The sequence below is a fragment of the Stenotrophomonas sp. Ste96 genome, from assembly GCF_024519495.1.
GTDB lineage: Bacteria > Pseudomonadota > Gammaproteobacteria > Xanthomonadales > Xanthomonadaceae > Stenotrophomonas > Stenotrophomonas bentonitica_A.
The window spans coordinates 783,646-806,054 of the sequence record NZ_JALJRX010000001.1; the positions used below are offsets into that span (position 1 = coordinate 783,646).

A 22,409-nucleotide genomic window follows, 5' to 3' on the forward strand; every position below is an offset into this window, starting at 1 on the left:
CGTGCAAGCGGATGCGATCACCGGTCCACCTCACCGAACACCAGGTCGTAGGTGCCGATCATGGCCACCACGTCGGCGAGCATGTGCCCGCGCACGACCGAGTCGATCGAGGACAGATGGGCGAAGCCCGGCGCGCGCAGGTGCACGCGGAACGGCTTGTTGGCGCCATCGGACATCAGGTAGCAGCCGAACTCGCCCTTGGGCGCTTCGACGGCGGCGTAGGTTTCGCCGGCCGGGACGCAGTAGCCTTCACTGAACAGCTTGAAGTGATGGATCAGCGCTTCCATGTCGTCCTTCATGTCTTCGCGGCTGGGCGGCGCGACCTTGAAGTTCTTGACCATGACCGGACCCGGGTTGGCCTTCAGCCAGGTGACGCACTGCTTGATGATGCGGTTGGATTCGCGCATCTCGGCCACGCGGCACAGGTAACGGTCGTAGCAGTCACCTTCCTTGCCGAGCGGGATGTCGAACTCGACCGCATCGTACTTGGCATACGGCTGCTTCTTGCGCAGATCCCAGGCGATGCCCGAGCCACGCAGCATCACGCCGGTCATGCCCCAGGCATGGGCCAGCTCCGGGGTGACCACGCCGATGCCGACCGTACGCTGCTTCCAGATACGGTTGTCGGTCAGCAGGGTCTCGTATTCGTCCACGCGCTTGGGGAACTCGACGGTGAAGTTCTCCAGGAAGTCCAGCAGCGAACCTTCGCGCGAGGCGTTGAGGTTCTTCAGGGCCTTGCCCTTGTGCCAGCGCGATTCCTTGTACTTGGGCATGTGGTCCGGCAGGTCACGGTAGACGCCGCCCGGACGGTAGTACGCTGCGTGCATGCGCGCGCCGGAGACCGCTTCGTAGCAGTCCATCAGCTCTTCGCGCTCACGGAAGGCGTACAGCATGACCGCCATCGCGCCCAGATCGAGCGCGTTGGAACCCAGCCACATCAGGTGATTCAGGATGCGGGTGATTTCGTCGAACATGGTGCGGATGTACTGCGCACGCTCCGGCGCCTCGATCCCCATCAGGGTCTCGATCGCGCGCACGTAGGCGTGCTCGTTGCACATCATCGACACGTAATCCAGGCGATCCATGTAGCCGATCGACTGGTTGAACGGCTTGGACTCGGCCAGCTTTTCGGTACCACGGTGCAGCAGGCCCACGTGGGGGTCGGCACGCATGATGGTTTCGCCGTCCATTTCCAGGATCAGGCGCAGCACACCGTGCGCGGCCGGATGCTGCGGACCGAAGTTCATCGTGTAGTTGCGGATCTCCTGGCGCAGTTCGGCCGGGTTGCTCGCAAAGGCCTGGCTGGCCTGGGTGAATTCACTCACTTGCTTGCCTCCGACTGCGCGGATTCACCGGCAGCGGTCTGGAAACGGGCGTCGTCACGGATCACGCGCGGCACGCCGACACGCGGTTCGACCGAGGTCACCGGTTCATAGATGACGCGCTGTTTTTCTTCGTCGTAGCGCACTTCGACGTTGCCGATCAGCGGGAAATCCTTGCGGAACGGATGGCCGACGAAGCCATAGTCGGTCAGGATGCGGCGCAGGTCCGGGTGACCTTCGAAGATCACGCCGAACAGATCGAACGCTTCGCGCTCGAACCAGTTCAGGCCCGGCCAGATGTTGGTCAGCGAAGCGACCACCGGCAGTTCCTCGTTCGGCGCAAAGCAGCGGATGCGCATGGTGAGGTTGTGCTGGTAGGAACGCAGCTGGGCGACCACGGCAAACCGCTGCAGCGGGATCGGCTGCGGCTGGGCGCCATCGCTGGTTTCGCGGGTGGGGAATTCACCCCAGGCGAAACGGCCGACGGACTTGCCCTCGACGCCACGGCTGAAACCCTGGGACGACACATCGGCCGTATCCCATTCGTCGCTGCCATAACCGAGATAATCCAGGCCGCACAGGTCAACGGCCTGCTCGAAACCGAATTCGTCGCGCAGCGCCAGAGCGGTGGCATGCCAGTCAGCGGCGGGCACTTCCAGCGTCACTTCGCCGCGGGGTTCGACCACGAAGACCTGCGCACCTGCGAAACGTGCGGAAAGTCGGTCGATGAAGGAATGTGCTTGCTCTGCCATGGGGGCTTGGCGTGCTCTTGTCAGGAGGGATGTCAGCGGGCGATGGTCTGCGTACGCCAGATCTTCTTCTGCAACTGCAGGATCCCGTACACCAGCGCTTCGGCGGTAGGTGGGCAGCCGGGGACATAGATGTCCACCGGCACCACGCGGTCACAGCCACGCACTACTGCATAGGAGTAGTGGTAGTAGCCGCCACCGTTGGCACAGCTGCCCATCGAGATGACCCACTTCGGGTCCGGCATCTGGTCATAGACCTTGCGCAGGGCCGGAGCCATCTTGTTGACCAGGGTGCCGGCCACGATCATCACGTCGGACTGACGCGGCGACGGGCGGAACACCACGCCGTAACGGTCAAGATCCAGGCGCGCCGCACCGGCGTGCATCATTTCCACTGCGCAGCAGGCCAGACCAAAGGTCATCGGCCACATCGAACCGGTACGCGCCCAATTCAACAGCGCATCGACGCTGGTGGTCACGTAGCCCTTTTCGAGCAGGGGGTTGTCGCCTTCGGGGCGCAGGATGTCATCGACCCGCCCTTCCGGGACCGGGTTGTTCATCAGGCCGTCGAGCGTCTGAATTACTCCCATTCCAGCGCTCCCTTCTTCCAGACGTAAATGAAACCGAGGAAAAGCATGCCTACGAAGAGGCCCATCGTGACCAGCGAACGTGCGCCCAGTTCCATGAAGACCTGGGTCCACGGCACGATGAAGATGATTTCCAGATCAAATACGATGAACTGAATCGCGATCAGGTAGTAGCGCACATCGAACTTCATGCGCGCGTCCTCGAAAGCCTCGAAGCCGCATTCGTACGGCGAGAGCTTTTTAAGATCAGGACGTCGGGGACCGAGGAATCGGCCAACCAGCATCAGCGCAACGCCGATACCGGTGGCAACGATCAGAAACAGCAGAGACGGCAAATATTCGGCCAGCACAGCGATTCTCTCTTGCCTCTGCCGCTGCGCCTGCAGGCGCTTTGGCATGGGGGAGTGGACGGATACCGCTACCTGGCGCTTTGCGCGCCAGACGAACCCGCTTACAAACAAATGGTGCCCAAGAGGGGACTCGAACCCCTACGACTCTCGTCGCTACCACCTCAAGGTAGTGCGTCTACCAATTCCGCCACCTGGGCTTACGATCGCACCGGTTGTTCTCCAGTGCGCCGCATATTGTAACCGTCTTCAGCGAGTCTGGGTGCCTTCCGAAGGCTTTTCTTCACCAGATTTCGGAGTTTCCGCCTGAGCCGGCACAGTGGCCGACGGAACAGGCTGCTGCGCCGGGGCTTCCGGGGCCTTGGGCACGGCCGGAAGCTCACCTGCCGGTGCGGCCGGCGCAGTGGCGGCCGGCGCCGACATCAGGCCGAGGTCCTGCTGTGCTGCCGGGCGCGAGCCATGGCTGGCGTACCAGGCCATGAAGAGGCTGATGCCGAAGAACACCACGGCCAGCCACTTGGTCGACTTGGACAGGAAGTTGGACGCACCACGTGCGCCGAACACGGTGCCCGAGGCGCCGGCACCGAAACCCGACCCTGCGGCCGCGCCGGAACCACGCTGCATCAGGATGAGCGCGATCATGGCCACTGCGACCAGCACGTAGACCACATTGAGGATCAACATCAGCATTTCGAATCCGTCCTCGGACATGTCGTGCCGGCGGTTGGGCCGACAACGTAACTAATTAGCGCCCCGCCGCCGCGGCGGCGATGGCAAGGAAGTCCGCGGCCACCAGCGAGGCGCCGCCCACCAGCCCACCATCGACATCGGGCTGTGCGAACAGTTCCGCGGCGTTGTCGGGCTTCACGCTGCCGCCATAGAGGATCGACAGTGAATCCGCAATTCTAGCATCGAGCTTGGCCACTTCGCCACGGATGAACGCGTGGACCTGCTGGGCCTGCTCCTTGGAGGCGGTCCGGCCGGTGCCGATGGCCCAGACCGGCTCATAGGCGACCACGGCCTGGGCGAACCCTGCGGCCCCGACCAGATCCAGCACCGGGGCCAGCTGGGCGGCGATGACCGCCTCGGTCTGGTTGGCTTCGCGCTGCTCGAGCGTCTCACCGACGCACAGGATCGGGGTCAGACCGGCATGCAGGGCGGCGGCGAACTTGCGGGCGACCAGTTCGCTGCTTTCAGCGTGGTACTGCCGGCGCTCGGAGTGTCCGACCAGGCCGTAGCGGGCCCCGACTTCGGCCAGCATGGTGGCCGAGACTTCACCGGTGTAGGCGCCCTTTTCATTGCTGCTGACATCCTGGGAGCCGAACGCAACGGCGCGGCCTTCGAAGGCTTCGACCAGCTCGCCCAGATACGGCAGCGGCGGCAGGACCACGACGTCGACGCCCTGCAGCGGGAGGTCGGCAACCAGGTCACTGACCAGGTCGGTGGCGAATTGGCGGCTGCCGTGCAGCTTCCAGTTACCGGCGACGATCTTGCGGCGCATGGCGGGGGCTCCTTTGGGTATCAGCCGGCCATGATAACGGATGCAACGAAATGGCGTTGGTCAGAAAACGCTTACATTTCAATTGGATATTTATTTTCCGCCGCGGACGAAAGGCAAGTGCGAGGGCGACAGCGGCGGCGGGGGCGCCCGGGCTGGGCGGGCGCAGGTGGGTTGGCGCGCATCGGAGTGCGGTGGAGCAAGCCGGCCAGCGGCCGGCACGACCCGGAATGAAGAAGGCCGCCTTGCGGCGGCCTTCTCTTGTGTCCCGGCGGATCGCTTACTTCAGCTTGATCTCGCGCAGGCGCTCTTCCAGGAAGCCGTGGGCGGTGATCGGCTCCGGGTAGCGGCTCGGGTTCTCCGGGGTGATGCAGGTCGGCAGCACGTCGATCAGGAAATCCGGGTTCGGGTGCAGGAAGAACGGCACCGAGTAGCGCGGCTGGCGCGCCTGCTCGCCCGGGGGATTGACCACGCGGTGGATCGTGGAGGGGTACACGTGATTGGTCAGGCGCTGCAGCATGTCGCCGATGTTGACCACGATGGTGTCCGCGTCGGAGGTGAACGGCACCCACTTGCCCTCGTGCGACTGCACTTCCAGGCCGGCCGCACTGGCGCCGACCAGCAGCGTGATGAAGTTGATGTCGCCATGGGCCCCGGCGCGCACGTTCGGGATGTTCTCCGCCGTGATCGGGGGGTAATGGATCGGGCGCAGGATCGAATTGCCGTTGTTGGTCTTGTCGGCGAAGAAGTCCTCCGGCAGGCCAATGTGCAGCGCCAGCGCCGACAGGACGCGCGAGCCCAGCTTGTCCAGCGCCTGGTAGATCCCGTAGCCCCGCTCACGGAAGCCCGGCACCTCGCTCGGCCACAGGTTCGGGGCCATCACCTCGCGGTACGGGGAGTCGTCCGGGATCTCCCGGCCGATGTGCCAGAACTCTTTCAGATCAAAGTGCTGCGAGCCCTTGGCGGTCTCCACGCCGAAAGCCGTGTAGCCGCGCGCGCCGCCACTGCCCGGCACGTGGTACTGACGCTTGGTCTCTTCGGGCAGCGCGAAGAAGGCCTTGAAGACCTCGTAGGCGGCGTCGATATCGGCCTGCGGGATGCCGTGGTTGCGGATGCCAGCAAAGCCCCATTCGCGGTAGGCCGCACCCAGCTCAGCCACGAACGCATCGCGGTCGGTGTCGAAACGGGTGATGTCGAGGGTGGGGATCTGGCTCACAGCGATTCCTGCTTGTTCATGGTGGTCGGTGGGCCAGCTGTGGCCCGGCTGAACATTGTGCCAGATCGGGCCAACCCCGCCACCGATACATTGATACAAACCGATACAATGCGCGCGCCCAGACGGCCAGAACGGGCCAACGGTGACGCTGACGCGCCGCCCCCTTTACTCCTTGCCCCGCCCGCCTGATGGATGCCCTGCCCTCCCCCTCATCGCCGATGGCGTTGCGCCGGCTCACGCCGGCAGGGCCGACCCCGTGGCCGATGTGCACGCATGACCTCCCACCCACGGCACCGCACAGCGCATGGGATGCGCTGGCGCGATTCCGCAGGCAATGACGACGGCCGCCCGCGCCTGCCGCGGGCGCGTTTCCACACATGGACTGTCCACCGATGAACGCTCCACTGAAAATTCTCCATACCGAGGCTGCCAAGGGATTTGGCGGGCAGGAGATCTACATCTACCGCCACATGCTGGCCATGCGCGATCGCGGCCATGACGTCTCGCTGCTGTGCCAGCCCGGCGCGCGGCTGGGCGAGATGGCACGCGAAGCCGGCTTCACCGTGCACGCGCTCAGGATGGGCGGCCTGCTGCGCATGCTGCGCGGCATCTGGTCGGTCTCGCGCCTGGTACGTCGCCATGGCTATGACGTGGTCAACACCACCAGCCGCCGCGACAGCCTGATTGCCGCCGCCGGCGCGCGCCTGGGCGGCACGCCGCTGGTGGTGCGTTCGCGCCACCTGATGAGCCCGATCAATTCGCTGCTGACCTACACCGGCCTGCCCCACCGGGTGATGACCGTGAGCAGCTTCGTCAAGAAACTGATGGTCAGCCGCGGCATCGACGATGCGCGCGTGGGAATCGTCCCGCCGATCGCGGTGCCGCCGCAGTGGTCGCAGATCGCCAAGCGCGACCCGTGGCAGTGCCTGCAGGACACCCGCGCCGACGTGCGCGCCGAACTGGGCTTCAGCGACGAGCAGATCGTGGTCGGTTGTGTCGCAGTGCTGCGCGAACCCAAGGGCCACCTGGAGCTGCTCAAGGCGATGGCGCCACTTTGCCAGGCCAACCCGCGCGTGCAGCTGGTGATCGTCGGTGATGGCCAGCCGGTGATGGATCGCCTGATCGCCCTGCGCGAGCAGTTCGGCATCGCCGCGCAGGTGCACCTGCTGGGCTACCGCCAGGGCGCTTGCCGGTTGATGGCCGGCTTCGATATCTTCGCGCTGGCCACCCACAAGGAAGCGGCCGGGACGGTGTTCCTCGAGGCCGCCTACGTCGGCGTGCCGATCGTGGCCACGCGCGTGGGCGGCGTGCCGGAGATGGTGGTGGAAGGCAGCAATGCCCTGCTCGCGCCGCTGGGCGACCAGGCCGCGCTGACCAACGCACTGCGTACCCTGATCGAACAGCCCGACCGCCGCCAGCAGATGGGCCTGGCGGGCTGGGAATGGATGCGCAGCGCGCACCGCTTCACCCCGACCGGTCACACTGAAGCGACCGAACACTATTACCACCAGTGGTTGAAGGAACTGGGCCATGGCCAACGCTAGATCCGTCCCGGTGCTGATGCACCACCATGTCTCCCCGTCCCCGGGGATGATCACGGTCTCGCCGGAAAACTTCGAAAGCCAGATCGCCTGGCTGGCGGCCAATGGCTGGACCTCGCTGACGCTGGACCAGTACGCGGATTTCCTCGCGGGCAAGCCGACGCCGGCCAGGTCGATCGTGATCACCTTCGATGACGGTTACCTGGACAACTGGGTGTACGCGCATCCGATCCTGGCCAAGTACGGCATGCACGCGGTCGTGTTCGTGGTGACCGGCTGGATGGGCGAAGGCGATGTCCGCCCGCATGCGGGCCAGCCCGGCGCCACCCTGCCCGCGACACCGGACCATCGCGGCTGCGAGGAGGCGATCCTGCGCGACAACCGCCCGGACGATGTGATGATGCGCTGGAGCGAGGCGCGCGCGATGATCGCCGCCGGCACCTTCGAAGTACATTGCCATACGCACACGCACACCCGCTGGCTCAAGCAGGCGATCTCCCGCGAGCACAAGCGCCAGGGCATCGCCGGCGACCTGTCGGTGGCGCGCGACGTCCTGCAGCAGCAGCTGGGCGAGGTCTCGGACACCCTGTGCTGGCCGTACGGCGATTTCGACGAGGACTATGTGCAGATCGCGCGGGCGCACGGCTTCAAGTACCTGCATACCACCCATCCGTTCGGCCGCAACGTGGTCGGTGGCGATCCGGAACACATCTACCGCTTCGCGATCCGCAACCGGCCGGCGAGCTGGCTGCGCAAGCGCATCGCCTACAGTTACCACCCGCTGGTCGCGCCACTGTTCAACCGCTTCAAGGCGAAGAAAAAGAAGATGGTGCCGGGGCCGTAACGCGCTACCCCGCCGCAACGAAAACGCCCCGGTTTCCCGGGGCGTTTCCAGTTTCCGGCCTCGCTGCCCGGCTCAGGCCGCGGCCGCCGCCTTCACCGCCGCCGAGAGGCTGTCCAGCGTGGACTGCATCAACTCGGCGCTGTCGGCCTCGACGGTGACACGCACCACCGGCTCGGTGCCCGAGGGCCGCAGGAACGCGCGGCCGCGCCCCTTCACTGCCTGCTGTGCAGCCAGCAGCGCAGCCTGCACGCTCTCGGCCTGTACGGTGGCCTTGGCAGCGCCCTGCAGGCGCACGTTGACGGTCTTCTGCGGCACCTTGTTGAGTACCGACAGCACCTGGCGCAGCGAGGTGCTGTCACGGCGCAGCACTTCCAGCACCTGCAGCGCACTGACGATCGCATCACCGGTGGTGGCGCGGTCCAGGCACAGCAGATGGCCGGACGCTTCGCCGCCGAGCACCCCGTTGTTTTCCACCAGCGCCTGATGCACGTACCGGTCACCGACGTCGCTGCGCTGGAAGGGGATGTTCAGCCGTTCCAGTGCCTGCTCCAGGCCGAAGTTGGTCATCAACGTACCGACCACCGGGCCATGCAGGCGACCGCTGCGCTGCCAGGCCTGGGCCAGCACGAACAGCAGGTCATCGCCATCGACCGGATTGCCCTGGTCATCAGCCATCAGCACGCGATCGCCATCACCGTCGAAGGCGATGCCGAAATCAGCGCCGACTTCGCGCACTTTCGCGGCCAGATTGTCGATGTGCATCGAGCCGACGCCATCGTTGATGTTCAGCCCGTTGGGTGCATCACCGATGCTGACCACCTGCGCGCCCATCTCGCGGAACAGCAGCGGGGCAACGTGGTAGGTGGCACCGTGCGCGCAGTCGAGCACGATCTTCAGCCCACGCAGATCGAACCCGCGCGGCACGCTGGCCTTGCAGAATTCGATGTAGCGGCCGACCGCATCCCGCGCGCGCATGGCCTTGCCCAGCCGCTCGGACTCGACCGTGGTGAACGGCGCATCGAGCGCCGCTTCCAGGGCCAGCTCGGTGGCGTCATCGAGCTTTTCGCCATCGGCGGAGAAGAACTTGATGCCGTTGTCGTAATGCGGATTATGCGAGGCGCTGATGACGATGCCGGCATCCGCACCGAGGGTGCGGGTGAGGAAGGCCACCGCCGGCGTCGGCATGGGGCCGAGCAGCTGCACGTCCGCACCGGCCGCGACCAGCCCGGCCTCCAGCGCGGCTTCGAACATGTAGCCGGAGATGCGCGTGTCCTTGCCGATCACCACCACCGGGCGGTGCCCGTTGCGCTCGGTCAGCGCGCGCCCGAGCGCATTGCCCAGGCGCAGCACGAAATCGGCGGAGATGACGCCCTCACCGACCTTGCCGCGGATGCCATCCGTGCCGAAATACTTGCGCGACGCCATCAGGCCGCCGCGTCCGGTGCCGGCGCCGGCTGGCGTGCCAGCATGGCCAGGATTTCGGACAGGCGATCGCGCATCTCGCGGCGGTCGCAGATCTGGTCGATCGCGCCGTGCTCGAGCAGGAACTCCGAGCGCTGGAAGCCTTCCGGCAGCTTTTCGCGCACGGTCTGCTCGATCACGCGCGGGCCGGCGAAGCCGATCAGTGCCTGCGGCTCGGCGATGTTGATGTCGCCCAGCATCGCGAAGGAGGCCGACACGCCACCGGTGGTCGGGTGGGTCAGCACGGAGATGTACGGCAGGCCGGCATCGCGCAGGCGACCCAGCGCGGCCGAGGTCTTGGCCATCTGCATCAGCGAGAACAGGCCTTCCTGCATGCGCGCGCCGCCACTGGCGGAGAAGCACACGTAAGGCGCACCGATCTCCAAGGCCTTTTCCGCAGCCAGCGAGAAGCGCTCACCGACCACCGAGCCCATCGAGCCGCCCATGAAGGCGAAATCGAACGCGGAGGCGACCAGCGGGCGGCCCTTCATCAGGCCCTGCATGGCGATCAGTGCGTCGTACTCGCCGGTGTTCTTCTGCGAGGCCTTGATGCGCTCGCTGTACTTCTTCTGGTCCTTGAACTTGAGCAGGTCCGTTGGCCCCAGGCGCGCACCGATCTCGGTGGTGCTGTCCGCATCGAACAGCGCGGCCAGGCGCGCACGCGCGCGGATGGCCATGTGGTGGCCACACTTGGGGCAGACTTCCAGGTTCTCTTCCAGCTCAGGACGGTAGAGCGCGCTGCCGCAGCTGCTGCACTTCTCCCACAGGCCCTCGGGGACGCTGCGCTTCTTGCTGGGGACGTTGTCGGTGCGGATGCCAGACGGCATCAACTTGCTGAGCCAACTCATGCGGGATGCTACTTCCGTTCAGGGCGGCCCGGGGGCCGCAAAGGCGGACAGTCTAGCTCACCGTTTCCATGCTCGGGCACCCCCCGGGGGTTGCCGGGGGGCTGACGTAAACCATTCTGGTACGTACGTTTGCGTGCTTCAGGCGGCGTCGAGAGCGCGTCGCAGCGGCGTGAGGAATGCCTGCGCGGTCCGTGCTGCGCCCGTGGCATCGGGCGCCTCGCCCAATGCGGCCACCAGCGCACTGCCCACCACCACGCCATCGGCCTCGACGGCCATGGCCGCCGCACTGGCCGCATCCTTGATCCCGAAGCCGGCCACCACCGGCACGCTGGAGCGGCTGCGCAGGTCGCGCAGGCGGGCACTGGCGGCGCTGCTGTCCAGCCGTTCGGATGCGCCGGTCACGCCGGCAAAGCTGACGTAGTAAAGGTACCCTTCGGCCATCGCGGACAAGGTATCCAGACGAGCGTCGGCCGTGGTCGGCGAGGCCAGCAGGATCAGCGCCAGACCGGCCGCGGTGAAGATCTCACGGGTTTCGGCGGCTTCTTCCGGCGGCAGGTCGACCAGCAGGATGCCGTCCACGCCCGCGGCGATCGCCGACTGCGCGAAGCGGGCCGTGCCATGGATCTCGATCGGGTTGAGATAGCCCATCAGCACCACCGGCGTGGTGACATCGTCCCGCCGGAAGGCTGCGACCGTTTCCAGCACGTAGCGCAGCCCCGCCCCGCGGCCCAGCGCGCGCTCGGAGCTGCGCTGGATGGTGGGGCCGTCGGCCATCGGGTCGGAGAACGGCACCCCCAGTTCGATGACGTCCGCACCGGCAGCCGCCAGCGCGTGCATCACCGGCACGGTGGCGTCCAGGCCAGGGTCACCAGCGGTGATGAAGGGAATCAGCGCCTTGCGACCTTCATCGCGCAGGCGGGCAAAACAGGCATCGATACGGTCCACGGACATCTCAGGCACATCCTTCAATCAGTTCAACGGCGCCACTGGCGCCCCAGTACAGCTTCGATATCACCCCGTCGAAGATCTCCAGCCGGATCGCCAGATCCGAACCAGGGTCCTGCCAGGTCAGGTATTCGCCCGTTTCCGGGTCATAGGCATGCGGTGCGCGCGTACTGCCCGGCGGCAAGCGCTTGAGCGCTTCATCCAGCGTCATGCCCAGGCGCAGCCCGAACGGCCCCGGCTGGGTGATGGCCTCGTAGGAGTCCTCGATCGGAGCCAGTTCAAAGCGCTGCACGTGATCGTCCTCGACCATCATCGACACGCCCTCGGGCAGGTTGCCCCGCTCGTAGTACTCGCACGCACCGCTCGGCTCGCCCTCGCTCAGCCCGGCCGAATGCCAGGGGCCGTCGGCGGCGAGCTCGGTGAAGCGCTGCCCGATCAGCACATCGCCGGCATGATCCAGCGCGACCGAGACCACCGAAGGGGCGGCCTCGTCAGCCACGGTGGCCTCCGCCGCGGCAGGCGGCGCCGGCTCGTCCTCGATCGGGCGATTGGCGATGTCATCGTCATTGCTGGCCCGTTGCCGCGCCGGTGCGACCGCACCGACCGCTGCGGCAGGTGCCGGCAACACCGGCGGATCCGGCGGCGTACATCCGGTCAGGCCGACCACCATCAGCAGCGCACTTCCCTGGCGCAGCAGCGGATTCACAGCACCAGACCCTCGCGCGCAGCGATGGTGTGTACGTCCTTGTCGCCGCGGCCGGACAGGTTGCACAGCACCAGCTTGTCGCGCGGCAGTTCGCGGGCGATCTTGATCGCCTGCGCCACCGCATGGCTGGATTCCAGCGCCGCCAGAATGCCTTCGCTGTGCGCCAGCTGGTGGAACGCGGCCAGCGCTTCGTCATCGGTGATGCCCACGTACTCGGCGCGCCCGGCATCGGCCAGGAAGGCGTGCTCCGGGCCGACGCCCGGGTAGTCCAGGCCAGCCGAGACCGAATGGGTTTCGGTGATCTGGCCGTCGTCATCGCAGATCACATAGGTGCGGTTGCCATGCAGCACGCCCGGGCGGCCGGCCGCGATGGAGGCGGCATGACGGCCGGTCTCGATGCCATCGCCGGCCGCTTCGGCGCCGACGATGCGCACGTCGCGATCGTTGAGGAACGCGTGGAACAGGCCGATCGCATTGCTGCCGCCACCGACGCAGGCGGTGATCGCGTCGGGCAGGCGGCCGTAATCGGTGAGCATCTGCGCGCGCGCCTCGCGGCCAACGATCGCGTTGAAATCGCGCACCATGCGGGGGTACGGATCCGGGCCGGCCACGGTGCCGATGATGTAGAAGGTGTCGCGCACGTTGGTGACCCAGTCGCGCATCGCCTCGTTGAGCGCGTCCTTGAGGGTGGCCGAGCCGGAGGTGACCGGCACCACTGTCGCGCCGAGCAGTTTCATGCGGTAGACGTTGATCTTCTGCCGCTCGATGTCGGTGGCGCCCATGTAGACCACGCATTCCAGGCCCAGGCGTGCGGCCACGGTGGCACTGGCCACGCCATGCTGGCCTGCGCCGGTTTCGGCGATGATGCGCTTCTTGCCCATCCGCGCGGCGAGCAGCGCCTGGCCGATGGTGTTGTTGATCTTGTGCGCGCCGGTGTGGTTGAGGTCCTCGCGCTTGAGCAGGATCTGCGCACCGCCGACCTGCTGGCTCAGGCGCTCGGCATGGTAGATCGGGCTGGGACGGCCCACGTAGTGGGTCAGGTCCTTGTCATAGGCGGCGATGAAGGCCGGATCGCGACGTGCCTGGTCATAGGCGGCGGCCAGCTCCTGCAGCGGCCCGATCAGGGTCTCGGCGACGAAACTCCCGCCATAGCGGCCGAAATGGCCGTTGGCATCGGGGTAGGCGTGGAAATCGACGATGGGGGACGTGGGGGAAGCGGACATAGCGCGACAGCCGGTGGAGACAGGCTGCCAATTTAACGCACCTGTCATGACAGGAATATCGATAATATCTGTCGCGACCTGTCAGGAAAACTCACATGACCGACGGACCGTTGCCCCCGCTCAATGCGCTGCGCAGCTTCGAGGCGGCCGCCCGCCTGGGCGGGGTCGGCCGGGCGGCCGACGCCTTGCATGTCACCCATGGCGCGATCAGCCGCCAGTTGCGTCTGCTCGAAGAGTACCTGGGCGTTGCGTTGTTCCAGCGGGAAGGCCGTGGGCTGCGCCTGACCCGCGCCGGCACGGACCTGCAGGCCGCCTGCGAAGGCGCCTTCGAACAGATCCGCGAGGCGGTCGTGGCGCTCAAGCGCCAACAGCGGCCCGAAGCGCTGGTGCTCGGCTGCAGTGGCAGCATTCTGGCGCGGTGGATGATTCCGCGCCTGCAGGCGCTGCAGAGCGCCCTGCCCCAGCTGCCGTTGCACTGGTCTGCCCAGGACGGCAGCTTCACCAGCGAACAGCAAGGTCTGGATGCGGTTCTGCTGTTGGCCCAGCCACCGTGGCCGCGCGGGTGGCAGGTGCGGGAACTGGCCCCCGAGCGGGTGGGCGTGGTGATCAGCCCCCACCACCCAGCGGCGGCACGGTTGCGCCATCAGCCGCCGGCAGCGTTGCTGGCCGAGCCCCTGTTGCACACCACCTCGCGCCCGCAGGCATGGCCGGCATGGGCGCTGTCGCATGGGCTGGACCCGGCGCAGTTGCAGCTGGGCAGCGGCTTCGAGCATTTGTACTACCTGCTGGAAGCGGCGGTCGCGGGCCTTGGCGTGGCGATCGCGCCGGAGCCGCTGGTCGCCGATGACCTGGCCGCAGGTCGGTTGCTGGCACCGTGGGGATTCGGCGCAACCGGCGGGTTCTGGGTTCTGGCGACCCCGGAGGGCGCGGCGGACCCCCGGGTGGATGCGCTGGCGGACTGGCTCACGGCGCAGCTGGCGGGATGAGCGCGCCACGACCAACGGTCGTGGCCTCCGCGTGGGGCCTGCGGATCAATCCGCTTCGTGGCAATCGGCGCGGCGCACTTCTTCCACGAACTTGCGCATCTTGTAGCCGTCCTTGATGCCCGGCTCGGACTCGATACCGCTGGAGACATCCACGCCCCATGGCAGGGTCGCCACGATCGCATCAAACACGTTGTCCGGGGTGATTCCCCCGGCCAGCAGGAACGGCCGGTGCAGACCGGTCGGCAGGCGGGTCCAGTCGAAGGCCACGCCGGTTCCGCCGCCGCCGCCGGGAGCGTGGCTGTCGAACAGGAACCCGGCCGCGCTGGGGTATCGCAGCTGCAGCTGACGGGCGTTGACCTCATCCTTGCCGCCCATCGCCACGGCCTTCAGGTAGGGCATGTTGAAGCTGCGGCAGAACGACTCGTCTTCGTCCCCGTGGAACTGCAGCAGGGTCGGCCGGACGGTACGCAGTACCTCGCGCACCTCTTCCTTGCTGTTGTCGCGGAACAACGCCACCACATCCACCATCGGCGCGATCGCCTGGCGCATCGCGCGCGCTTCGGCCGGGGCGACCCGGCGCTTGCTCTCGCGGGCGAAGATGAAGCCGACCGCGTCCACGCCGAGCTCGCCGGCCAGGCGCACATCACCGGCACGGGTCATGCCGCAGAACTTGATACGGGTGCGGTAGAAGGAGCGGCTCATAAGGTGACCTCGGCAGGCAGCTGCCAGTTGTCGGGGTACAGGGGACCAACGAAGACCAATCCCTGCGGCGGAGCGGTCGGGCCGGCGACGGTACGGTCGCGCCCGGCCAGCAACTGCTCCATCCACGAGACCGGTTGCTCACCACAACCGACCAGAATCAGTGAACCGACGATATTGCGCACCATGTGATGAAGGAATGCATTGGCCTGAACGGCGACCTCCACCACCTCGCCCTGGCGGGTCACCGAGAGCGACTGCATGTTCCGGCGCGCGTGCAGGGCCTCGCACTGCACGCTGCGGAAGGCACTGAAGTCGTTCTCGCCCAGCAGGGCCTGCCCTGCCGCATGCATCAGCCCGGCATCCAGCGGCCGGCGCTCCCAGCTCAAGGTCTGCCGATACAGCGCCGGACGGACCTGGCGATTGAGCAGGCGATAGCGGTAGCGGCGCGCGCGCGCGGCGAAGCGCGCATGGAACTCATCGGCCACCGGAACGCACCAGCGCACGGCGATCGAGCGCGGCAGGCGGGTGGTGGTGCCCAGCATCCAGCTGCGCGGATCGCGCACGACGTCGGTATCGAAATGCACGACCTGGCATTCGCCGTGGACGCCGGCATCGGTACGCCCGGCACACACGACCTGGATCGGCGCATTGGCCACCGAGGACAGCGCTTCCTGCAGGCTGGCCTGCACGCTCGGGCAGCCGCTCTCACCGAGCTGCTGCCAGCCTTTGAATTCGCTGCCGTCGTATTCCACGCCCAGTGCGTAGCGCATGGTGAACCTCTGTGTTTTGGGGGACCGGCGCAGGCGCCGGGTGGTGCATCAGGCAGCGTCGCGCTCGGACCACACGGCCGGTTCGCTGGAAGCGAACGCGACGTGCTCCAGCGGGCGTGCGCGGGTTGCCATCGGGCGGACGTGGCTCATCCCAGCCGCGCCAGCAGTTCGCGCGCCTCGGCCTGGCTGTGCGGGTCGGCACCGACAGCCACTTCGTGCAGCAGGGTGCGCGCGGTCTCGGCGTCGCCGAGGTCCAGATAGGCAATGGCCAGTTCCAGGCGGTCGCGGCCAGGGCTGCCGACCGGGGCGATGGGGGCCTCGTCGGCCGGCGGAGCAGCGGCATCGGCATCGGCATCGGCATCGGCAATGTCATCCGCACTGGCGATGGCCGGCGCAGCGTCGAGACCCTCAGGATGATCGCTCGCCTCTGAACCGTGCGCTTCACCCGCCGCGGATTCGTCCGGGAATTCGAAGACGCCGCGGAACGAGGGGTGCGCTTGGGCTTCCAACGCGTGCGCCGGCGGCTCGATCAGCGGTGCCGGGTCACGGAACAGCGCATCGTCCACGGTCACATGCTGCGCGTCGGCCTCGATGCCGTAGGCGGATGGAGCCGTGGCCTCGACCTCCGGCAACACCGGCGCTTCGTCCGTCGCGGGGGCGCTCCAGCGAGGATCATCGAGAGGAACCTGCGGCTCGGCGTCGTGCATGGAAGGCGTGGGCGAGAAGACCGGCTCACGGCGCAGCCCGGCATAGACGTCGGCGTCGGCAACGGCTTGCTCGTCGGGCAAGCGGTGCGCGTCATCGCGCTGTACGGCCAGTTCGTCCCCATCATCGGCCGCCGGCACGGCCGCGGCCAGCGAGGCGCCGTCGAGCCCATCACGCGCCAGTGGCGGCAGCGGCGACGGCTTGCGGCGGCGCACCAGCGCCCAGCCCCCGACCACCAGCAGCAGCACGACCAGGCCCAGCCAGTACCAGCCACCGCCGGCGCTGTCGCGCGTACCGGGCGCCTGCTCCAGACGCTGTTGCGCGGCGGCCAGGTCGGTGTCCCTCATCTCGATCAGCGAGGCCTGCTGCGCCTTGAGCTTTTCCAGCTCGGCCACGCGCTCACGCAGTTCCTGGATCTCGGCATCGCGCGTGGCAACGTCTTCCTTGGCCTGTCGCAGTTGTTCGTTAGCCAGCATGTCGCCCTCGGTGCCGGCAGCGGTGCCGGTGGTTGTACCTGCGGTGGTGCCTGCGGCGGCAACGGCCGGCGCGATTTCAAGGCGAGCGCCCTGGGTGGCGGCCGGGGCCACGGTGGCGGGTGCCGGCGCTGCGACGACGCCACTGTCGGCCGGTTGCGGGATCGCCGCACGCGACTGCCGCCACTGCGCGGTGTGCTCGCGCACGATCGCCGCAGCCTGCTTTGCATCGATCTGCGCCACCCCGTCGGCGCCCGGCGTGCGCAGCACCGCGCCCTGTTTGAGCAGGTTCACGTTGCCACGGATGAAGGCATCGGGATTGGCCCGCAGCAGCGCGATCATCGCCTGGTCGCGGTTGATGCCCTGCTCGCGGGCCAGCGAGCCTGCGATCTGCGAGAGGGTCTGCCCACGCTGCACCGTGACGCTGCCATCAGCGGCGACCGGCGCAGTGGGTGCCGCACGTGGCGCGGCCGGGCGTGGCGTGGTGACCGGTTGCGCACCACGCGACGGCGTGGCGGCAACAGGTGCGGCCTCCGGTGCGGGCTCACGGATGATGGCGTTGGACATCGCGCCGGCAGGGGCGACGATCTCCGGCTCGGCCACGGTGGCGGCGCTGTTGGGCGCGTCCACCAGGGCGGAATACTCACGGACCAGGCGGCCCTGCCCCCAGTCGGCTTCGATCAGGAAATTCAACGAGGGCGTGGCGACCGGTGCCTGGCTGCTCACGCGCACCACGGCGCGGCCCTGCGCATTGCGGGTCAGCTCGAACTGCAGCTCACTGACCAGCCCGGACGGCGGCTCCAGGCCCACCCGGGCGAACGTGGCCGACGAGGCCAGCGCGACGCGGAGGTTTTCCAGTTCCGACGGATCGGCGGAAATGACGGGAATCTCGGCGAGCAGCGGCTGGCCCGGCTTGGACAGCACCCGGATATCGCCCAGGCCCAGGGCCATGGCCGAACTGCTGGCCAGGGCCAGCAGCAGCGTCGATACATACTTGAGCGGACGCACTGCGCCCGGAGCCCGGTTCTTCATGGCGGCCAATATAGCGGCTCCCCCCGTGATCGGCGATGTTTCAATGCGGGCTGTCGGCGGCATCCCCATGCCGCCGACAGCCACGCGATCAGCCTTCGGCGGCGACCAGCTCGGCCAGCTGCACGGCATTGAGGGCCGCGCCCTTGCGGATGTTGTCCGAGACGATCCACAGATTCAGGCCACGCGGGTGCGACAGATCCTCGCGGATGCGGCCGACGTACACCGCATCGGTGCCCGAGGCATGGGTGACCGGGGTCGGATAGCCACCGGCCTCGTGCTTGTCCACCACTTCCACGCCCGGCGAACGCGCCAGCAGCTCGCGCGCCGCGTCCGGGGTGACCTTGTCACGGGTTTCGATGGTGACCGCTTCGGAGTGACCGTAGAACACGGGCACGCGCACGGCGGTCGGGTTCACCAGGATGCTGTCATCGCCAAGGATCTTGCGCGTTTCCCAGACCAGCTTCATTTCTTCCTTGGTGAAACCGTTGTCCTGGAAGTCATCGATGTGCGGGATCAGGTTGAACGCGATCTGCACCGGGAAGCGCTGCGGGTCGATGTCCTGGAAGCTGAGCAGCTGGCCGGTCTGCTTGCCGAGCTCTTCCAGCGCCGAGCGACCACCGCCGGAGACAGACTGGTAGGTCGCCACGTTGATGCGCTCGATGCCGTACTGGCGGTGCAGCGGGGCAAGTGCGACCAGCATCTGCATGGTCGAGCAGTTCGGGTTGGCGATGATGCCGCGCGGGCGGTGCTTCAGCGCCTCCGGATTCACTTCGGAGACGACCAGCGGCACGTCATCGTCGTAACGGAAGGCCGAGGAGTTGTCGATCACCACCGCACCGGCGGCGGCGAACTTCGGGCCAAATTCCTTGGAGACGCTGCCACCGGCAGAGAACAGCGCGATGTCCACGCCGTTCGGATCGAAGGTGCTCAGGTCCTGGACCTTGATCTTCTCGCCCTGGTACTCGATCTCGCCACCTGCCGAGCGCGAGGACGCGAGCAGGCTCAGCGTGGCGATCGGGAAGTTGCGCTCGGCCAGGATGGCCAGCATGGTTTCGCCGACAGCACCGGTGGCACCGACGACGGCGACGTGGAAACGACGATCTGGATTGCTCATGGGGAAACCTCGTGTTGGGCGTACCGACCAACGGTCGGTATCTGCCGGAATGTTGAATGTGCGTGCCGACCAACGATCGGTACCTGCCGTGCCTTGGGGATGCGTACCGACCGACGGTCGGCACCTTCCGGTTCGGGAACCTCGCCTGTTGGCCAGCGCGGTTCCCTATCGTTTTGCGTCGTCGATTTTTTTGCCGCCCACGGTCGCGCCGCCGGTTTTCACGGCAGCGACAGCGTCGGCGTTGATCGCGCTCGGCGGATGGCCCGCGTTCGGCCCCTGCCCCAGTGCGGCGGTCAGGTTGTCCACGGCCAGCTGCACCATCGCCCGGCGCGTGGCCTGGCTGGCACTGCCGATATGCGGAGTCAGCACGATGTTGTGCAGGGCGAGCAGCTCCGGGCGCACCGTCGGCTCGCCTTCGAACACATCCAGCCCGGCCGCGGCCAGGCGCCCCTTGGCCAAGGCATCGGCGAGCGCCAGCTCATCCACGATGCCGCCCCGGGCGATGTTGACCAGGGTGGCGGTCGGCTTCATCTTCGCCAGTGCGGCGGCATCGATGATGTGATGCGAGGAGGCGTTGTACGGCAGCACGAGGACGAGGTGATCCACCTGCGCCAGCAGGGTGTCCAGGTCCACGTACTGCGCACCGACCTCGGCCTCGGTGGCCTCGGGCAGCCGCGAGCGGTTGTGGTACAGCACGCGCATGCCGAAGCCGTGCGCGCCGCGGCGGGCGATGCCCTGGCCGATGCGGCCCATGCCGAGGATGCCCAGCGTGCTGCCGTGGATATCCGCACCGAGCATGGTCTGGAACGACCACTGGCCCCATTGGCCATCGCGCAACCAGCGCTCGGATTCGGTGATGCGGCGCGCGGTGGCCATCAGCAGCGCGAAGCCGAGGTCGGCCGTGGTTTCGGTCAGCACGTCCGGGGTGTTGCTGGCCAGGATGCCGGCAGCGCTGAGCGCGTCGATATCCAGGTTGTTGTAGCCCACACCGACGTTGGCGATCGCGCGCAGCCGCAGCGCGTTGGCGATCTCGGCCGCGCCGATGCGTTCGTTGAGGGTGATCAGCGCGCCATCGACGCCAGCCAACTGCTCGGCCAGCCCCTGCGGCGTATAGCGGGTGACGTCGCCGGTCATGGTCAGGTCGAAATGCTGCCCGAGCTGCTCGACGACATCGTCGAACAGGGGCTGGCTGACCCAGACCTTGGCGCGCGGGTCAGCCATCGATCATGCCCGGGATGCGCGGGGTGATCTCGCCCACATCGCCGCACTGGGCGCGATGCCGCAGCGCCTGGTCCATCAGCACCAGTGCCATCATCGCCTCGGCGATCGGCGTGGCGCGGATGCCGACGCAGGGATCGTGGCGACCGGTGGTGATCACCTCGACCGAGGCACCGCTGGCGTCCACCGTGGCACCGGGCAGGCGCAGGCTGGAGGTCGGCTTGAGCACGATCGAGGCGGTGACCTGCTGGCCGGTGGAAATGCCACCGAGGATGCCGCCGGCATGGTTGCTGGCAAAGCCCTGCGGGGTGAGCAGGTCACGGTGCTCGGTGCCTTTCTGCGCAGCGCTGGCAAAGCCGTCGCCGATCTCCACGCCCTTGACCGCGTTGATGCTCATCAGCGCGGCCGCCAGATCGCCATCGAGCTTGCCGTAGATCGGCTCGCCCCAGCCCGGCGGCACGCCGTCAGCCACCACGTTGACGCGCGCGCCGACCGAATCACCGGACTTGCGCAGCGCATCCATGTAGCTTTCCAGCGCCGGCACCTGATCGGCGACCGGCCAGAAGAACGGGTTGTCTTCCACCGCCGACCAGTCCAAGCCGGTCGGGGTGATCTCGCCCAGCTGCGAGAGATAGCCACGCACCGTGACGCCATGGCGCTGCAGCAGCCACTTCTTGGCGATGACACCGGCAGCGACGCGCATGGTGGTTTCGCGCGCGGACGAACGCCCGCCACCGCGCGGATCGCGGATGCCGTACTTCTGCCAGTAGCTGTAGTCGGCATGGCCCGGACGGAACTGCTGGGCGATGTTGGTGTAATCCTTGCTGCGCTGGTCGGTATTGCGGATCAGCAGGCCGATCGGGGTGCCGGTGGTACGGCCTTCGTACACCCCGGACAGGATCTCGATCTCATCGGCTTCGCGCCGCGCGGAGGTGTGCCGGCTCTTGCCGGTGGCCCGCCGCTGCAGGTCGTGGGCGAATTCGTCGGCGCTGATCTCCAGCCCCGGCGGACAGCCGTCCACCACGCAGCCGATCGCCGGACCGTGCGATTCGCCGAAGGTGGTGACGGTCAGCAGTTTGCCGAAGCTGTTGGAACTCACGGCCGCTGCGCTGCCAGTTCGGTGATGCGGGCGCTGTGCGCGATCAGTTCGCGGCACTCCACGGCGAAGATGCCCATCTGGCCGACCTTGAACTCGACCCAGCGGAAATCCACTTCGGGCAGCAGCTTGTACAGGTGCTGCTCGGACTCGCCCACTTCACAGATCAGCAGGCCATCCTCGCTCAGGTGCAGCGGGGCATCGCGCAGGATCTTCAGCACCAGGTCCAGGCCATCGTCACCGGCACGCAGGCCCATTTCCGGCTCGTAGGAGTATTCCTGCGGCAGGGCATCGGTCTCATCGTTGGTGACGTACGGGGGGTTGGTGACGATCAGGTCGTAATGGCGACCGGTCAGGCCGTTGAACAGGTCGGACTTGAGCAGGGTGACGTTCGGCGTCTGCAGCCGTTCCTTGTTCTCTTCGGCCAGCGACAGGGCCTCGTCGCTGAGGTCCACACCATCCACTTCCCAGTTCGGGTAGTAGTGGCCCATGGCGATGGCGATGCAGCCCGAGCCGGTGCACAGGTCGAGGGCGCGATGGACATCGCGGCCGGCCAGCCACGGCTCGAAGCCGCACTCGATCAGTTCGGCGATCGGCGAGCGCGGCACCAGGGCGCGCGCGTCGCTCTTGAAGCTCAGGCCGGCGAACCAGGCCTCACCGGTCAGGTAGGCGGCCGGGATGCGCTCGTCGATACGGCGCTGGAACAGCTCCAGCACGCGGACCTTTTCGTCCTGCAGCAGGCGCGCCTGGCCATAGGCCGGGCCAAGGTCGTGCGGCAGGTGCAGGCTGTGCAGGACCAGCTGGGTGGCTTCGTCCAGGGCGTTGTCGTAGCTGTGCCCGAAGGTCAGCCCGGCGGCGTTGAAACGGCTGGTGCCGTAGCGGATCAGGTCGATGATCGTGTGGAGTTCGGCGGCCGTTTCGGCAGTCATGGCGGGGCAACAGACAAAGTGGCCCTCGATTATAGGCGCTGGGGCGGGCCGGGGCATCCGTTGCAGTCGAAACGGGTGCGGCTGCCGCATGGGACGC

At 67.2% G+C, this 22,409-nt stretch carries 22 protein-coding genes and 1 tRNA gene; 3 read left to right on the forward strand and 20 right to left on the reverse strand.

Features of this window, described 5'->3' with window-relative positions:
* Positions 1-17 precede the first annotated feature (17 nt).
* From OC373_RS03705 to OC373_RS03740, 8 genes are all read right to left on the reverse strand, one after another.
* Positions 18-1,325, reverse strand: coding sequence for an NADH-quinone oxidoreductase subunit D (locus tag OC373_RS03705; RefSeq protein WP_046273237.1), 1,308 nt, complete (start codon positions 1,323-1,325; stop codon positions 18-20).
* Positions 1,322-2,074 (reverse strand): NADH-quinone oxidoreductase subunit C, encoded by a 753-nt coding sequence (locus OC373_RS03710; protein WP_019182678.1) that lies wholly within the window; start codon positions 2,072-2,074, stop codon positions 1,322-1,324. The genes OC373_RS03705 and OC373_RS03710 overlap by 4 nt, the downstream gene beginning before the upstream one ends.
* Before the next feature lie 32 nt (positions 2,075-2,106).
* A complete protein-coding gene (locus OC373_RS03715) occupies positions 2,107-2,661 on the reverse strand; it encodes an NADH-quinone oxidoreductase subunit B (protein ID WP_019182677.1) in 555 nt (184 codons plus the stop codon).
* Positions 2,652-3,008, reverse strand: coding sequence for an NADH-quinone oxidoreductase subunit A (locus OC373_RS03720; RefSeq protein WP_026069699.1), 357 nt, complete (start codon positions 3,006-3,008; stop codon positions 2,652-2,654). Before OC373_RS03720 ends, OC373_RS03715 begins: the two co-directional genes overlap by 10 nt.
* Positions 3,009-3,120: 112 nt before the next feature.
* A tRNA-Leu gene (locus OC373_RS03725) sits at positions 3,121-3,205 on the reverse strand.
* 49 nt (positions 3,206-3,254) lie between these two features.
* A complete protein-coding gene (gene secG / locus OC373_RS03730; protein ID WP_070427438.1) occupies positions 3,255-3,695 on the reverse strand; it encodes a preprotein translocase subunit SecG in 441 nt (146 codons plus the stop codon).
* A gap of 55 nt (positions 3,696-3,750) precedes the next feature.
* Positions 3,751-4,506: a triose-phosphate isomerase gene (tpiA, locus tag OC373_RS03735; protein ID WP_046273238.1), complete on the reverse strand. Its 756-nt coding sequence runs from the start codon at positions 4,504-4,506 to the stop codon at positions 3,751-3,753.
* Positions 4,507-4,783: 277 nt separating this feature from the next.
* Complete coding sequence (locus OC373_RS03740; protein ID WP_019182673.1) at positions 4,784-5,719, reverse strand: 2-oxoglutarate and iron-dependent oxygenase domain-containing protein; 936 nt, start codon at positions 5,717-5,719, stop codon at positions 4,784-4,786.
* Positions 5,720-6,111: 392 nt separating this feature from the next.
* Between OC373_RS03740 and OC373_RS03745 the strand changes: the two genes are divergently transcribed.
* Both OC373_RS03745 and OC373_RS03750 read left to right on the forward strand, forming a co-directional pair.
* Positions 6,112-7,263, forward strand: a complete 1,152-nt coding sequence (locus OC373_RS03745) for a glycosyltransferase family 4 protein (protein WP_070425592.1) — start codon at positions 6,112-6,114, stop codon at positions 7,261-7,263.
* On the forward strand, positions 7,250-8,104 hold the full coding sequence (locus OC373_RS03750) for a polysaccharide deacetylase family protein (RefSeq protein WP_070425593.1): 855 nt from the start codon (positions 7,250-7,252) through the stop codon (positions 8,102-8,104). The genes OC373_RS03745 and OC373_RS03750 overlap by 14 nt, the downstream gene beginning before the upstream one ends.
* 72 nt (positions 8,105-8,176) lie before the next feature.
* On the opposite strand, the gene glmM is transcribed toward OC373_RS03750, so the two are convergent.
* The 5 genes from glmM to trpB all read right to left on the reverse strand — a co-directional run bounded on the left by glmM (position 8,177) and on the right by trpB (position 13,287).
* Entirely contained in the window at positions 8,177-9,529 is a 1,353-nt protein-coding gene (glmM, locus tag OC373_RS03755; protein ID WP_261997104.1) for a phosphoglucosamine mutase, read from the reverse strand.
* On the reverse strand, positions 9,529-10,413 hold the full coding sequence (accD, locus tag OC373_RS03760; RefSeq protein WP_019182669.1) for an acetyl-CoA carboxylase, carboxyltransferase subunit beta: 885 nt from the start codon (positions 10,411-10,413) through the stop codon (positions 9,529-9,531). The genes glmM and accD overlap by 1 nt, the downstream gene beginning before the upstream one ends.
* Before the next feature lie 138 nt (positions 10,414-10,551).
* Positions 10,552-11,364, reverse strand: a complete 813-nt coding sequence (gene trpA / locus OC373_RS03765; RefSeq protein ID WP_070425595.1) for a tryptophan synthase subunit alpha — start codon at positions 11,362-11,364, stop codon at positions 10,552-10,554.
* Position 11,365: 1 nt separating this feature from the next.
* Positions 11,366-12,064, reverse strand: a complete 699-nt coding sequence (locus tag OC373_RS03770) for a hypothetical protein (protein ID WP_261997105.1) — start codon at positions 12,062-12,064, stop codon at positions 11,366-11,368.
* The gene (trpB, locus tag OC373_RS03775) at positions 12,061-13,287 is read right to left on the reverse strand and encodes a tryptophan synthase subunit beta (RefSeq protein WP_019182666.1); all 1,227 of its coding nucleotides are present in this window, start codon (positions 13,285-13,287) and stop codon (positions 12,061-12,063) included. Before trpB ends, OC373_RS03770 begins: the two co-directional genes overlap by 4 nt.
* A 95-nt stretch (positions 13,288-13,382) precedes the next feature.
* Here trpB and OC373_RS03780 point away from each other — a divergent pair, with 95 nt between their 5' ends.
* On the forward strand, positions 13,383-14,273 hold the full coding sequence (locus OC373_RS03780; RefSeq protein WP_261997106.1) for a LysR family transcriptional regulator: 891 nt from the start codon (positions 13,383-13,385) through the stop codon (positions 14,271-14,273).
* Between the two features lie 45 nt (positions 14,274-14,318).
* Here the strand turns inward: OC373_RS03780 and OC373_RS03785 are convergent, their stop codons facing one another.
* From OC373_RS03785 to prmB, 7 genes are all read right to left on the reverse strand, one after another.
* Positions 14,319-14,975, reverse strand: a complete 657-nt coding sequence (locus OC373_RS03785) for a phosphoribosylanthranilate isomerase (RefSeq protein ID WP_019182664.1) — start codon at positions 14,973-14,975, stop codon at positions 14,319-14,321.
* On the reverse strand, positions 14,972-15,745 hold the full coding sequence (truA, locus tag OC373_RS03790; RefSeq protein WP_046273243.1) for a tRNA pseudouridine(38-40) synthase TruA: 774 nt from the start codon (positions 15,743-15,745) through the stop codon (positions 14,972-14,974). The genes OC373_RS03785 and truA overlap by 4 nt, the downstream gene beginning before the upstream one ends.
* 146 nt (positions 15,746-15,891) lie before the next feature.
* Positions 15,892-17,955 (reverse strand): FimV/HubP family polar landmark protein, encoded by a 2,064-nt coding sequence (locus OC373_RS03795; protein WP_261997107.1) that lies wholly within the window; start codon positions 17,953-17,955, stop codon positions 15,892-15,894.
* 88 nt (positions 17,956-18,043) lie between these two features.
* Positions 18,044-19,069 (reverse strand): aspartate-semialdehyde dehydrogenase, encoded by a 1,026-nt coding sequence (locus tag OC373_RS03800; protein WP_019182660.1) that lies wholly within the window; start codon positions 19,067-19,069, stop codon positions 18,044-18,046.
* Between the two features lie 165 nt (positions 19,070-19,234).
* Positions 19,235-20,290: a D-glycerate dehydrogenase gene (locus OC373_RS03805; RefSeq protein WP_261997108.1), complete on the reverse strand. Its 1,056-nt coding sequence runs from the start codon at positions 20,288-20,290 to the stop codon at positions 19,235-19,237.
* A complete protein-coding gene (aroC, locus tag OC373_RS03810; RefSeq protein ID WP_261997109.1) occupies positions 20,283-21,386 on the reverse strand; it encodes a chorismate synthase in 1,104 nt (367 codons plus the stop codon). The genes OC373_RS03805 and aroC overlap by 8 nt, the downstream gene beginning before the upstream one ends.
* Positions 21,383-22,312, reverse strand: a complete 930-nt coding sequence (gene prmB / locus OC373_RS03815) for a 50S ribosomal protein L3 N(5)-glutamine methyltransferase (RefSeq protein ID WP_019182657.1) — start codon at positions 22,310-22,312, stop codon at positions 21,383-21,385. The genes aroC and prmB overlap by 4 nt, the downstream gene beginning before the upstream one ends.
* Positions 22,313-22,409: the final 97 nt, after the last annotated feature.

Excerpts from the sequence above, each read along its gene's own strand:
- OC373_RS03710 (WP_019182678.1), bottom strand. The coding sequence starts at position 2,074 with ATGGCAGAGCAAGCACATTCCTTCATCGACCGACTTTCCGCACGTTTC.
- OC373_RS03715 (WP_019182677.1), bottom strand. The coding sequence starts at position 2,661 with ATGGGAGTAATTCAGACGCTCGACGGCCTGATGAACAACCCGGTCCCG.
- secG (WP_070427438.1), bottom strand. The coding sequence starts at position 3,695 with ATGCTGATGTTGATCCTCAATGTGGTCTACGTGCTGGTCGCAGTGGCC.
- tpiA (WP_046273238.1), bottom strand. The coding sequence starts at position 4,506 with ATGCGCCGCAAGATCGTCGCCGGTAACTGGAAGCTGCACGGCAGCCGC.
- OC373_RS03745 (WP_070425592.1), top strand. The coding sequence starts at position 6,112 with ATGAACGCTCCACTGAAAATTCTCCATACCGAGGCTGCCAAGGGATTT.
- OC373_RS03750 (WP_070425593.1), top strand. The coding sequence starts at position 7,250 with ATGGCCAACGCTAGATCCGTCCCGGTGCTGATGCACCACCATGTCTCC.
- glmM (WP_261997104.1), bottom strand. The coding sequence starts at position 9,529 with ATGGCGTCGCGCAAGTATTTCGGCACGGATGGCATCCGCGGCAAGGTC.
- accD (WP_019182669.1), bottom strand. The coding sequence starts at position 10,413 with ATGAGTTGGCTCAGCAAGTTGATGCCGTCTGGCATCCGCACCGACAAC.
- trpA (WP_070425595.1), bottom strand. The coding sequence starts at position 11,364 with ATGTCCGTGGACCGTATCGATGCCTGTTTTGCCCGCCTGCGCGATGAA.
- trpB (WP_019182666.1), bottom strand. The coding sequence starts at position 13,287 with ATGTCCGCTTCCCCCACGTCCCCCATCGTCGATTTCCACGCCTACCCC.
- OC373_RS03780 (WP_261997106.1), top strand. The coding sequence starts at position 13,383 with ATGACCGACGGACCGTTGCCCCCGCTCAATGCGCTGCGCAGCTTCGAG.
- OC373_RS03785 (WP_019182664.1), bottom strand. The coding sequence starts at position 14,975 with ATGAGCCGCTCCTTCTACCGCACCCGTATCAAGTTCTGCGGCATGACC.
- truA (WP_046273243.1), bottom strand. The coding sequence starts at position 15,745 with ATGCGCTACGCACTGGGCGTGGAATACGACGGCAGCGAATTCAAAGGC.
- OC373_RS03795 (WP_261997107.1), bottom strand. The coding sequence starts at position 17,955 with ATGAAGAACCGGGCTCCGGGCGCAGTGCGTCCGCTCAAGTATGTATCG.
- OC373_RS03800 (WP_019182660.1), bottom strand. The coding sequence starts at position 19,069 with ATGAGCAATCCAGATCGTCGTTTCCACGTCGCCGTCGTCGGTGCCACC.
- OC373_RS03805 (WP_261997108.1), bottom strand. The coding sequence starts at position 20,290 with ATGGCTGACCCGCGCGCCAAGGTCTGGGTCAGCCAGCCCCTGTTCGAC.
- prmB (WP_019182657.1), bottom strand. The coding sequence starts at position 22,312 with ATGACTGCCGAAACGGCCGCCGAACTCCACACGATCATCGACCTGATC.